The following is an 11,158-nucleotide window of genomic DNA, read 5'->3' as shown; positions in this document are numbered from 1 at the left end:
TTCAACGGAAGCGGGCAGCCGCAGCTAACTAGTGTGGTAGGGTCGGGACACCGTCCGGACCCGGCGCATTAGGGGATAGGTTCGAATGATGAGTGCGATGTTGGCCGCTGGAGCCCTGGCCGTGCTGGTCGGGCTTGGAGCGATCGCTTGGGGAATTCCCGTGAAGGAGTTCAGCGTGGGTAACACGCTGATCCTGTCGGGGACCCTCGGGGTCTGCAGCGGGCTCATCCTGTTCGCCTTGTCGGCGGTACTCAGCGAACTCAAGGTCATCTCGCAACGGTTGCGGGGACGCTCGCCGTCGGAAGCCGAAGTCCGGCCCTTGCAACTGCCGGGCATCGGCAGCAAGGCCGACCTCGAATCGCCGCCGGTGCCGCCGGCAGAGGATGCGTGGCGCGAGGGCAGCGCGCCGCGCCCGCGGCCGCGGATGCCCGATCTGTCGGGGCCCCTGTCATCGGCACCGCTTCCGCCGTCGCCACCCTTGTCCGCCACTCTGCGCGCCGCAGCGTCCTCTCCGGAGGAGGATCAGCCCGCCGCAGAGCCCGCCGAGCGGCCGCGGCGCAACCTGCTGTATGCCTCGACCTCCCGACGTGAGCGTGACCGGGCCGAAAAGCGCGGCGCTGAGTCGATGCCGACGGATTTCCGTTCGCCACCGCTCAGCGAGCCACCCGCGATCCCGCCCGATGAGCCCGCGCCCGCGGCTGCTGCCGCTGCTCCGGCTCTCGACGAGAGCTGGTCACGCCCCGAACGGACGCGTCCGCCGGAGGCTCAGCGGCCGCCGTTTCCTCGTCGCCTGGCGCGCGCCGCCCCGGCCTTCGTCGAGCCGGAGCCTGCTCCTGAGCCGCAGGACTTGGATGCGCCGGGTGCGAGCATCATCAAGTCGGGCGTCGTGGACGGGATGGCCTACTCGCTCTACTCCGATGGCTCGATCGAGGCGCAGATGCCTGAGGGGATGATGCGTTTCGCGTCGATCGACGAGTTGCGCACCCATCTGGAGGGCCGCAGCTGACCCTCCGTCGGCGCGGAGCAAGACTGGCATACAGTACGCAGTACTGAAAACGGGACAGACTTCTCAAGAAGAAGTCCTCACTATCTTGTCATTTTGCCAGTCATTTGCCCATATTGCTTGGAGAATTGACAGATGACGCGATCACCCGCTGCGGGTGATACTTGCGAACGAAAGTCAGTGGACGGGGACGGGTGCGCTCAATGACCGAAGGGGCGGGCAAGAGCTTTATCGATCTGACGGCCGACATCGTCTCGGCCTATCTCAGCAACAACCCGACACCGGCGGCGGAGATACCGTCGCTGATCAGTCAGGTGCACGCGGCGCTGACGCGAGTCGCCGCCGGGCGCAGCGAGCCGGCGCCGGAGCCGACGCGGCCCGCGGTTCCGGTGAAGAAATCCATCCATCCGGACTACCTGGTCTGTCTCGAGGACGGCAAGCGCTTCAAGTCGCTGCGGCGGCATCTGCGCACGCAGTACAACATGACGCCGGAGCAGTACCGCGACAAATGGAACCTGCCGCCGGATTATCCGATGGTGGCGCCGAACTACGCGGTCACGCGGTCGCAACTCGCCAAGAAGATGGGCCTTGGCCAGCAGCGCCCCGAGCGCGAGAAGTAGCTGCAGAGATCAGGACGCTGCGGCGAGCGCCTCGCGCGCATCCGCGCGGATGCGCTCGACCATCGAGCGCAGGCCGTTCGAACGCTGCGGCGTGAGATGCTCGCGGAACCCGAGCTCGTCGAACACGGCCGGCGCGTCGATGGTCAGGATCTCTTGCGGCGTTCGTCCGGAATACAGCGTCAGCAGGATCGCGATGAGGCCGCGCACGATGTGAGCGTCGCTGTCGCCGAGATAGTTCAGCACCGGGACGGCGCGGCTGTCATCCATGTGCTTGGACAACCAGACCTGGCTCGCACAGCCCTGCACCTTGTTGGCGGCGGAGTGCTCGTCCTCCGGCATCGGGGCCAGGGTGCGGCCGAGCTCGATCACGTAGCGGTAACGGTCGTCCCAATCGTCCAGCAGGGCGAAATTGTCGCGGATCTCGTCGATGGTCATGGTGCTCTTCAGTCCCGTCCTTGAGCCCTCATATAGGCGTTCGGCGGGACGAAAGCGACAGCCGGTTCCAGACAATCACGGCGTCGGCGGCAGCTGCCATTCGGCGCCGAGATCATCGGCCGAGAGCGTATCGGCCGGAGCTTCGCCGGCGGGAACCTCTTCGGTCACGGGCGCGTCGATCGAGCCGGTATGATCGTTGCCGCGCCGCTCGAGGCTGGCAGGCTTCACCGGGCCGATGAACTTGTCCGCGGCGGCCGGCTTCTCGGCTGTCTCGGGCTTGTCGGTGATGATCTGGTAGATCTTGCGCGCGCCTTCCTGGGCACGATGACCGACCACGGTTGCGGCCTGGCCGCCGACCTCGCAGGCCTGCGGCTGACGCTTGCAGAACTGGCTCATGTCGGAAATGGCCGCGGTCGCCGCCTGCACCGCCTCTTGCGCATTGATCTGCGGCAGCTTGTCGGACTCCGGCGTCTTCTCGCGCGGCAGCAGCACCAGCACGAGCCCGAGCCAGAATGCCATCCGAAGCAGAAAGAACATCACGCAACCCCGACCGTGCTGCTGATCCCGCGTCCGTCCTCAATCGCGCAACCGAGATCGCAGCTCTCTTGCTCTATGTCGCGGCTATCTGCTTTGGGCCTAATTGGTTGAGAATTGGCAAAGCCGGTGGCCGAACTTTTTTCGGTGTAAATTTTTGGTTGGCGCGCGCCGAACGCGGCATGCAACCGGCTGTAGCCTGCGATGCTTTCGCAACCGCTGAAGCGGCCGGAAACGATGCGTTCACCATCATGTCCGATTGGCGTGGTGACCGCAGTCTGGCCCTTAGCGTTCGCTTAATGCGAGTCTGACACGGTGCTTCCGACGACAGGGGGCGTCCCGGCGCGTTCTTTGTGAGAACGACCGATAGGCCGAGGCGCGAGAGCCGTGAGTGTGTTGAGTATCATCCGCGATTGTCTTGATGCTTTGCTGCATCCATCGGCTCGAACTGATGCGATGACGCGCGCGCGCCATCGCGCCTTCATCGCGCCGCGCCTGCTCGGCAGCCTCGCCGCCTTCGCCGTGTTCCCGGCCTATCTCGCAATGCGCGGCGCACCGAGTGCGCTCGAGGTCGGAGCGCTGGCGTGGCTGATCGCGCCGATCCTGCTGTCCTGGTATCTGTCGCGCACCGGCCGTTACGAGAGCGCCTGCGCGCTGTCGTCGCTGGCGCTGTCCGCCTTGATCATGGCGGTGTCGATCGAGACCGGTGGCATCGAATCCTTCGCTGCGGTCTGGCTGATCGTTGTACCCCTGGAGGCGTCGTTCTCGGCCTCCCGCCGTGTCGTGGTGTTCTCCGCGGCGCTCGCGCTGTCCTGCGCGCTTCTCCTGATCCTGATCGGCCATTTCGGCTGGTTGCCGAAGCCGGAGACCAATCCGGCGCTACGCGCGGGCCTGCTCGCCTTCGGCGTCGCTTCCGCCACGCTCTATGCGGCCGTGCTCGCCTTCGCCGCCGACACGCTCGCGCGCACCAGCGTGACGCTGCTGTCGATGGAGGAGGAGCGCTATCGTCTGCTCGCGCGCAACATGAGCGACGTGATTTCTCGCCATCGCCGCAACGGCGCCGTCATGTTCATCTCGCCCGCGGCGGAGACGCTGCTGGGCGCACCGATCGCCCAGTTGCAGGGACACGGCCTGTTCGAGCGCGTTCACGTGGCCGATCGGCCCGCCTATCTCACGGCACTGTCCGAAGCGGCCGGCGGCAGCGAGGCGTCGAGCGTCGAGTTCCGCCTGCGCCGCGATGCGCCGGGCGAGGGCCGCGGCGGGCAGCATCCGGTCGATTTCATCTGGGTCGAGATGCGCTGCCGGCCGCTCGATCGCGCCGGTCCGGCGCCGGCGGGTCCGGAGCAGGAAGTGGTCGCTGTCATGCGCGACGTCACCGATCGCAAGCTGCAGGAGCAGGCGCTCGAGCTGGCGCGCAGTGCGGCGGAGCGTGCCGATGCCGCCAAGACGCGTTTCCTCGCGACGATGAGCCACGAGCTGCGCACGCCGCTGAACGCCATCATCGGCTTCTCCGAGATGCTGATGCAGGAGCAGACGCTGGTGCTCAACGCCGCGCGGCGTCGCGAATACTCGCAGCTGATCAATGATTCCGGCCAGCATCTGCTGTCGGTCGTGAACGGCATCCTCGACATGTCTAAGATGGAGTCGGGCAATTTCGAACTGACGCCGGAGCCGTTCGCCCCGCGTGCCGCGCTGTTCAACTGCTGCAATCTGCTGGCGCTGCGCGCGCGTGAGAACGGCGTCGACCTCGCGGCGGATGCGCCGCATGACCTGCCGGTGATCACCGGCGATCCGCGCGCGTTCAAGCAGATCGTGCTCAATCTCGTCTCCAACGCCATCAAGTTCACCGAGCGTGGCGGCCGTGTCACGGTCTCCGCCGGGGTCGATGGCGCGCGCCTGCTGCTGCGAATCACCGACACGGGCGTCGGCATCGCCGCCGACGATCTCAAGCGTCTGGGCGATCCGTTCTTCCAGGCCGGCAAGACCTATCAGCGCCGTCACGAGGGAACCGGACTCGGGCTGTCGATCGTCAAGAGCCTCGTGACCTTGCACGGCGGCGAAATGTCGATAGAAAGCAAGCTCGACGAGGGAACGACGGTGACGGTCGCGCTGCCGATCAACTGTGTTGCCGAGGCGGGCGCTGGCGCCACCGTCACGCCGCTGTCGCCCGCGCGGTCCGCCCAGTCAGGGCAGGTGGTTCAGGTGAAGAAGAGTGCCTAGACGAACTGCAGAGGATGATCCGGCGCCGCCGCGCCGTCGCAAGCGTGCTGCTGCTGCCGCGGTGGTCGAAGCTGCCGACGAGCGCGGCTGGCTGATGCGCGCGATGCTCTACAGCCCGCGGGATCTGTTCGCGGCCCTGCTGGCCTGCGCCGCTGCAAGCGCGATCATCGTCAATGCCGTGTTCCTGCAAACGGGCCCGCATCCCGCGCCGATGTTCGGCTCCATCGTCACCATTCCGCCCGTGCTCACCAGTTCCAATCCGTTGCCGCGCCCGCGGCCGGCGGAGGCCATGTCGCCGTTCGATCCGAAGGTGATCGAGACCCGGCCGCCCGAGACCCGTGCCACGGAGCCGAAGGTGGCCGAACCGCGCGTTGCGGAGACGCGCGCGGATCAGAAATATGCCGATCCGCTCGCCGACCTCGTCCGATCGGTGAGCGGCGGCCAGGCCACGCCGCGGCCGCAGCCGACGCAGCAGGGCGCCAATGCGCGCCGGGTTGCCGCGGTCCAGCGTGCGCTGACCGAATATGGCTATGGCCAGCTGAAGCCGACCGGAATGATCGGCTCCGACACCCAGTCGGCGATCCAGAAGTTCGAGCGCGAGCGCAAGCTGCCGGTGACCGGGCAGGTGTCGGACCGCCTGGTCCGCGAGCTCGCGATTGTCATCGGCCACCCGATCGACTAGAGCAGGCCACCAGCTGCGACGGCAGCACGCTCTCACGCGGCCTGAACATCATGCGACTGAAGACGAGCATCTGGGTCAGCGCCTATCTGCGCCGCTGTCAGTCGGCCGGCGTGTTCGGCGCCATCAGCCATCGCGGCGCGGAGGAGGCCGGCGCCGTCTTCGTCAAGGTCGCGCTGATGGACCGTACGGCCCAGCTCTACGCGCCAGCGCCGCAGACCGTCTATGATGACAGCCGGCCGCTCGAACGCCTGTTCGTCGCGGTGTCGCCGCAGCCCCTGCCGGAGTTCGAGGTCGATGAGCGCCTTCGCAAGGAGCTGCGCTTCGATCCCGATGCGTGGATCGTCGAGACCGAGGACAAGCAGGGTCGCCATTTCCTCGATCTCGCGCCGGAGCAATCCTAGCGCTTGAAGCCGTCGGTGCCGGTGCGCACGATCGGTTTCGCCGGCGCATGCGTGCCGGAACGCATGCTGCTGCCGCGCACATGCTGCCGTTCGTCATCGTACAACGCCGTGCGGTGCTTCGCCCGGATCGCCGCCATTGCCGCGCCGCGCCACGCCGCCAGCATGATCAGCGCGGCGCGCTCGCTGAGCCGCTCGTAGAAGCGCGACAGCCGGAACACGGTGTGGACGGACTGGCCCATGTCGGGCTTGAGAAACAGCAGCACGCGCTCGAACACCGGCGGCGGCATGCCGAGCGCCTTGGCGGCGCAGGCGAGCGGCTCGCCGCCGGCATCGTTGACCACCTCGTGACTGACGCGCGCGGGCAGGATCAGGCTCTCGCCGAGCTCCGTCGTGAACGTCTCGACATCGGCGTTGAACGCGGCCATCTCCAGCGCCTCGATCGCGTGCACCGCGCGGTGCAACGGCGTCGGCGCCGCCGGCTTGAGCGGCGTGGTGGCGAGATTCTGCAGGATGGCGATGCGCTCGTGGGAGGCGGCGCGCATGAACATCTCGCTGAGCTCGGCCGCATCCTTCGGCTGCATCGCCAGGCCCGTCGCGTCATCGCGCGCAGCCGTGGCGCGCGGCTGAGGTGAGCGCAGCGCTGCGGGAATGAGCCCGGCGAGCGGCGGGGACGGCTCGTCCTGCGCCGGGCGCAGGCCGAGCTTCTTCAGGATCTCGAGCGGCGTTCCCGGATAGATCGCGAGCCGTGCACGCACCGCGGCCCGTGTCGCATCGTCGACATCGTCGACGAGCCGCGACGCCAGCTCGACGAATTGCCGCTCCTCATCGGCGGAGTGCGCGCTGGCCTGCACGTAGAGATCGGTCAGCACGCGCAGCAGCGTGGGCTTGATATCGACGCCCTCGCGACGCGAGAGCGTGAGCAACCCGTCGAAGCCGGGGAACAGCGATGATCTTGTCATGTCGGGTACGCAACTTCGGCAATCGTTGCGCCGATTAGAGCCCGTTTGTTTTAATGGCGCGTTAAGGAAAACAATCGGTGAAGACAGGCCGAAATGGCCCGGTGAGACAAAGGCGCAACGCTGGCTTGCCATTTCTCGCGCGAATGCACGCGATCCGTGCTGCTACCGCGCTGCATTAAGATCCTCTTAACCACGTCCTGATCTTAATCGACCCGTTCGATGATCTCGCCTTGGCCGCGTCACGGCGCCAGCCTGATCTTCGCCGCGTTGGATGCCGCGCCGTTCGCGGGCGTTCGTGATCGTCAGCGTTGCGTGCCCTTGTGCCTGCGAAGTTCGGGCAGCGGGGAGTTTGGGGGTCAGAACTTCGGGCACGAAAGAGAGTCAGCATGGCGACCATCATAGAATTTCCGGCGGATGTTGCGCGTCGCGCGCGGCCTGCCGTGACCGGCGCGCCGCAGGAGGGCATGGGCACGGTCCTGATACTCCCCGTCGTTCGGATCGAGCGCGAGACCACGACCGATGATCGCGGGCCCCGTGAGGGCACCGCGCCGAGCCGCCGCCGCCGTCGCCGCTGACATCAGGGGACTGGGAATGCCGGACGTGATGGTTCGGGTCCGGCGCGCCGCTCCGGCCGTCGCACTCATTCTTTCCAGCGGACTGCTCGGCGCCTGCAGCGGCGGCGATTTCGGCCGCACCCGCGCCGACATGCGCAACGACGACATGCACAAATGGATCGGGGCCGAGGCCACCGCCAGCGTGGGTGTGAAGCCATCGCAGTTCCAGCTGACCGACAATGAGCGCCAGCTGCGCGACCTCGCTTATCCGCTGATCGAGCCGCCGCATTCGCGTCCCGCCTGGAAGACCGTGTTCGGCGACTACCAGCCATCGGCCTCGCCGTGGCGCCAGAAGGTGGCGTTCGATCGCACCGCCTATGGCCGCGCCCTGATCGACGAGCCGCATCGCTCGCATTCGTCGCGCTACGCGCAGCTGATCGACGACGTGCGCGACGACATCACCCGCTTCGAGCCGTTCTTCGCCTCCGCCATCCGCGTCATCGATCTCGATCGCAAGCGCGATGCCAGCATGAGGTACATGACCGAGCTGTCCCCGCGCGAGAAGGCCGACGCGGTCGCGCGCATGCAGGAGAACTCGCTGATCGTGCAATGGGTGCAGATCAGCCTGGAGCAGCGCGTCTCGTCCTACCGCTGGGCGCTGGAGCGCCTGGTGCTGCAGGCGCCCGACGGCATGGCGGCGGACGCCGACCGCCTGATCAACGAACTGGCCGCCCAGACCGCCAATCCGCCGGTCGCCGCGCGGCCCCTGATCGAGCGGCCGCTGACGACGCGCGGCTGATCCGGGTACGCCCGTCAGTCCGGCCTGAGCAGACGAAAGGCCTCCTCCAGCAGATGCGGCGTGTGCTTGCCGGTGGAGTCGCGGCAGGCGCGCTCGAAATAGTCCGCCAGGGCCGGCCGGAATTTCGGATGCGCGGCCTGCGCGATCACGGCGCGGGCGCGCTGCTTCGGCGACAGGCCGCGCAGATCGGCCAGCCCGCGCTCGGTGACCAGGACCTGGACGTCGTGCTCGGTGTGGTCGACATGCGTGACCATCGGCACGATGCAGGAGATGGTGCCGTTCTTCGCGGTCGACGGCGTCATGAAGATCGACAGATAGGCGTTGCGCGCGAAGTCGCCGGAGCCGCCGATGCCGTTCATGATGCTGCTGCCGCGCACATGCGTCGAGTTGACGTTGCCATAGATGTCGGCCTCGATCAGGCCGTTCATCGCGATCACGCCGAGCCGGCGGATCACCTCGGGATGGTTGGAGATCTCCTGCGGCCGCAGCACGATGCGATCGCGCAGGAACTCGATCTCGCGGTTGAACTCGACCGCGGCCTCCGAGCTCAGCGACAGCGCGGTGGCCGAGGCCAGATCCATCCGGCCGGAACGGATCAGGTTGAGCATGCCGTCCTGCAGCACCTCGGTGTAGGCGGTCAGATGCGGGAAGGGGCCGTCATCGAGCCCAGCCATGACGGCGTTGGCGACATTCCCGACGCCGGACTGCAGCGGCAGCAGGTTGCGCGGCAGCCGGCCCTGCTTCACCTCGTGCTCGAAGAACTCGAGGATGTGGCCCGCGATCGCGCGCGAGACGTCGTCAGGTGGCGCGAAGGTGGTGTTGCGGTCCGGCGCATGGGTCTCGACGACGGCAATGACCTTGTTGGGATCGCAGCGGTAGGTGGTCTCGCCGATGCGATCGCCGGGCGCGATGATGGGAATCGGCTTGCGATGCGGCGGCAGCCGGGTGCCGTAGTAGACGTCGTGCATGCCGAGCAGCGCCGGGTTCATCCACGAATTGACCTCGATGATCACGCGGTCGGCCTGGTCGAGCCAGGTCTTGTTGTTGCCGATCGAGGTCGACGGGATCAGTCGCCCGTCCGGCAGGATGCCGGCGCATTCGATCACGGCGACGTCGAGATGGCCAAGGAAGCCGAACCAGACGAATTGCGCGACATGGCTGAGATGCAGGTCGATATATTCGATGCTGCCGGCATTGATGCGCTGGCGCGTGGTCGGATCGGACTGATAGGGCAGGCGCAGATCGATGCCGTTGGCCTTGGCGAGCGCGCCGTCGAGCTCGGGCGCGGTCGAGGCGCCGGTCCAGACGCCGATGCGGAACGGCTCGCCGCGCGCGTGCGCCTGCTCGATGCGGCGCGCCAGCGCCATCGGGACCGCCTTGGGATAGCCCGATCCGGTGAAGCCGCTCATGCCGACATGGCTGCCCGGCGTGACCAGCGCGGCGGCGTCGTCCGCCGACATGATCTTGGCGCGCAGCGCCTGCGACATCACTTGCGATGAGCTCATCCTGCCAAACTCCCAGCGCGGACCGTCCGATCCGCCAAAGTCCGCGCTGTCTAGGATGAGCCTTGCGGTGCTGTCTTGATACCGGTCAATCGCAGGGCTGTCGCACAGGAAATGCGGAGCTGTCTCGGCGAACGGCCCTGCCGATGCTTGTCTCCGTTACCGAGGCTTGTCGTAGGCCTCCACGTGGTCCGCGTCATGTCGAACGACAGGGATGGCCGGGACAAGCCGTGACGCGCGGAGAGAGGCGCGCAAAATGCAATCGCGATATGCGTTGGGTCTGGGGTCAATCGGCGCTTGCGCGCATCACAGCCCCGCGAGGCACGCGCGGCGCAATTCCCGCACCTTGGCGGCGCGCAAGCGCTCGGTGAGCAGGTTGGCCTTGCTGTAGCGTGGATCGCCGGTGACTTCGTCGCCGATCCAATCGGGAAGCGTGACGACCGTGGTTTCGCTCGGCAGTTCGATTTCGGCGATGACGATGCCCTCGAGCGCGCCGTGGTAGACGTCGACCTCCCAGATGCCGCTCTCACCGGGCACGTAGTGGCGTGTCTTCTCCATGATACGCCCCTCGCAATGCGCGAAGATCGCCTCGGCATGGTCACGCGGGATCTCGTATTCGAACTCCTCGCGCGAGAGACCGCGCCGGCCGCTCTTCACGCACAGCGTCGTGCGGTTGCCGTAGCAGCGGACGCGGACCTTGAGACCGTCCTGACGCGCGACGAGACCGTCGCGAAGGTGCTCAGCGTGTGTCGCATGATCCCGCCAGGAATCGGTCCTGACGAGAAACTTCCGTTCGATTTCGAGAGGCATGACCTGATGATGAGCGAAGCTTCGCCGTCCGGTTACGTCATAGCAGCGCAGCGCGACAATCACTATGCCACGAAGGATGAAGAGCGCGTTGTCGAATTGATCGAAGGTCCGCTTAGCGAGTTACCGTTCAGCGCTTGCCGCGCGGTTTTTCCGCTTTGGCGGGCGCTTCGGCCTGCTGGCCGCAGGTGGCCGCCGCAAGCGAGGCTTGCGCCTGCGGCATGAGGCCGGGCTCGGCGGCGAGCGCCTTCAGCACGATGAGCCCGGTCGTCGTCGGCGAATCGATGATCAGACGGTCGGCCGCCGTGACCTCCTCGTCCTCCGGCAGATCCTCATGCTGAGTTTCGGTCATCAGGTCGAGCTCGATGACGCGCTTGCCTGCGGAACGATCGTTGATCGCGTAATAGGCAAGCTCGTTGCGCGTGTAGAACGACACCGACGTATAGGACTGGCTCACCGGCACCGTGAGCTTGAGCGGACCGTCGGACAGGTCGTAGCGGCAGATCGCCATCGCGAAGGCCGGATCCATGAACGGCATCGGCGAGTTGTTGGGATCGGCGAGCGGCAGCGGCGTGACGGCGTTGAGCTTGGTCATCGGCGTCAACCGCGAATAGGCGTCCTGCGTCGAGATCCGCGGCAGCG

Annotated in this window: 13 protein-coding genes; 7 read left to right on the top strand and 6 right to left on the bottom strand. The window is 66.8% G+C overall.

The genetic code is table 11. The features are described from left to right. The first annotated feature begins 85 nt into the window (after positions 1-85). Together BRAS3809_RS05025 and BRAS3809_RS05020 are read left to right on the top strand one after the other, a co-directional pair. A complete protein-coding gene (locus tag BRAS3809_RS05025; RefSeq protein WP_008961020.1) occupies positions 86-1,006 on the top strand; it encodes a hypothetical protein in 921 nt (306 codons plus the stop codon). A gap of 200 nt (positions 1,007-1,206) precedes the next feature. Beyond that, positions 1,207-1,623, top strand: a complete 417-nt coding sequence (locus tag BRAS3809_RS05020) for a Ros/MucR family transcriptional regulator (protein ID WP_008961019.1) — start codon at positions 1,207-1,209, stop codon at positions 1,621-1,623. A 9-nt stretch (positions 1,624-1,632) separates the two neighbouring features. Here BRAS3809_RS05020 and BRAS3809_RS05015 read toward each other — a convergent pair whose 3' ends face one another. Together BRAS3809_RS05015 and BRAS3809_RS05010 are read right to left on the bottom strand one after the other, a co-directional pair. Then, complete coding sequence (locus tag BRAS3809_RS05015; RefSeq protein ID WP_008961018.1) at positions 1,633-2,058, bottom strand: SufE family protein; 426 nt, start codon at positions 2,056-2,058, stop codon at positions 1,633-1,635. Between the two features lie 75 nt (positions 2,059-2,133). Further along, the gene (locus tag BRAS3809_RS05010; RefSeq protein ID WP_008961017.1) at positions 2,134-2,595 is read right to left on the bottom strand and encodes a DUF5330 domain-containing protein; all 462 of its coding nucleotides are present in this window, start codon (positions 2,593-2,595) and stop codon (positions 2,134-2,136) included. A 453-nt stretch (positions 2,596-3,048) separates the two neighbouring features. On the opposite strand from BRAS3809_RS05010, the gene BRAS3809_RS05005 reads away from it, so the two are divergent. Genes BRAS3809_RS05005 through BRAS3809_RS04995 form a run of 3 tightly spaced genes read left to right on the top strand, consistent with a single transcriptional unit; the run spans position 3,049 to position 5,895 of the window. Continuing rightward, complete coding sequence (locus BRAS3809_RS05005) at positions 3,049-4,812, top strand: PAS domain-containing sensor histidine kinase (RefSeq protein ID WP_008961016.1); 1,764 nt, start codon at positions 3,049-3,051, stop codon at positions 4,810-4,812. Beyond that, on the top strand, positions 4,805-5,494 hold the full coding sequence (locus BRAS3809_RS05000) for a peptidoglycan-binding domain-containing protein (protein ID WP_035655312.1): 690 nt from the start codon (positions 4,805-4,807) through the stop codon (positions 5,492-5,494). The genes BRAS3809_RS05005 and BRAS3809_RS05000 overlap by 8 nt, the downstream gene beginning before the upstream one ends. A gap of 50 nt (positions 5,495-5,544) precedes the next feature. Next, on the top strand, positions 5,545-5,895 hold the full coding sequence (locus BRAS3809_RS04995; protein WP_008961014.1) for a DUF1491 family protein: 351 nt from the start codon (positions 5,545-5,547) through the stop codon (positions 5,893-5,895). On the opposite strand, the gene BRAS3809_RS04990 is transcribed toward BRAS3809_RS04995, so the two are convergent. Further along, on the bottom strand, positions 5,892-6,854 hold the full coding sequence (locus BRAS3809_RS04990; protein WP_008961013.1) for a DUF2336 domain-containing protein: 963 nt from the start codon (positions 6,852-6,854) through the stop codon (positions 5,892-5,894). The genes BRAS3809_RS04995 and BRAS3809_RS04990 overlap by 4 nt on opposite strands. A 386-nt stretch (positions 6,855-7,240) precedes the next feature. Between BRAS3809_RS04990 and BRAS3809_RS04985 the strand changes: the two genes are divergently transcribed. Together BRAS3809_RS04985 and BRAS3809_RS04980 are read left to right on the top strand one after the other, a co-directional pair. Then, a complete protein-coding gene (locus BRAS3809_RS04985; RefSeq protein WP_008961012.1) occupies positions 7,241-7,429 on the top strand; it encodes a hypothetical protein in 189 nt (62 codons plus the stop codon). Positions 7,430-7,457: 28 nt separating this feature from the next. After that, a complete protein-coding gene (locus BRAS3809_RS04980; protein ID WP_008961011.1) occupies positions 7,458-8,207 on the top strand; it encodes a hypothetical protein in 750 nt (249 codons plus the stop codon). Between the two features lie 14 nt (positions 8,208-8,221). On the opposite strand, the gene scpC is transcribed toward BRAS3809_RS04980, so the two are convergent. The 3 genes from scpC to BRAS3809_RS04965 form a co-directional block, all read right to left on the bottom strand. After that, complete coding sequence (scpC, locus tag BRAS3809_RS04975) at positions 8,222-9,712, bottom strand: succinyl-CoA:acetate CoA-transferase ScpC (protein WP_008961010.1); 1,491 nt, start codon at positions 9,710-9,712, stop codon at positions 8,222-8,224. A gap of 303 nt (positions 9,713-10,015) precedes the next feature. Continuing rightward, a complete protein-coding gene (locus BRAS3809_RS04970) occupies positions 10,016-10,519 on the bottom strand; it encodes a CYTH domain-containing protein (protein ID WP_008961009.1) in 504 nt (167 codons plus the stop codon). A gap of 127 nt (positions 10,520-10,646) precedes the next feature. Further along, on the bottom strand, positions 10,647-11,158 hold a 512-nt coding region (locus BRAS3809_RS04965), incomplete at its 5' end, for a DUF1254 domain-containing protein (RefSeq protein ID WP_035655308.1).

This window comes from Bradyrhizobium sp. STM 3809 (assembly GCF_000239795.1).
Classification (GTDB): domain Bacteria; phylum Pseudomonadota; class Alphaproteobacteria; order Rhizobiales; family Xanthobacteraceae; genus Bradyrhizobium.
Note: the sequence above shows the minus strand (reverse complement) of the source record. Positions and strands in the feature narration are given on the sequence as shown.